The sequence below is a fragment of the Tetzosporium hominis genome (assembly GCF_002265435.1).
Taxonomy (GTDB): Bacteria; Bacillota; Bacilli; order Bacillales_A; family Planococcaceae; genus Chryseomicrobium; species Chryseomicrobium hominis.
Genome location: NZ_NOKQ01000300.1, coordinates 1 through 271 on the forward strand (window position 1 = coordinate 1; position 271 = coordinate 271).

The 271-nt window shown below is 38.0% G+C and carries 2 pseudogenes; both read right to left on the bottom strand.

Features of this window, described 5'->3' with window-relative positions:
• Window positions 1–79, bottom strand: a pseudogene (locus CF394_RS16120) (hypothetical protein); the annotation flags it as partial.
• A gap of 125 nt (window positions 80–204) precedes the next feature.
• Window positions 205–271: pseudogene (locus CF394_RS15575) on the bottom strand (CBS domain-containing protein); the annotation flags it as partial.

Genomic DNA, 271 nt, shown 5'->3' on the forward strand with positions numbered 1-271 from the left:
TTTCCTGAAGGACTTCATATTCGTGTGTTTCTGTATCAAGAATAAGTCCGTCAAAATCAAAAATTAACGCTTTAATCACTGCGTACAACTCCTTTAGTCCAAATTGAGACATATGTATACACTCACTATACCCCGAAACATGTCTGCTTTCAAAAAGTAAGGTTTATGTGAAGAAAGAGCCTGCACACCGCAAGCTCTTTCTTATTAATGAATGTTTTGATGAGAAATGTTTGTCAGCGCTTCTCCAGCAGACTCGTTCGACATCTGATTG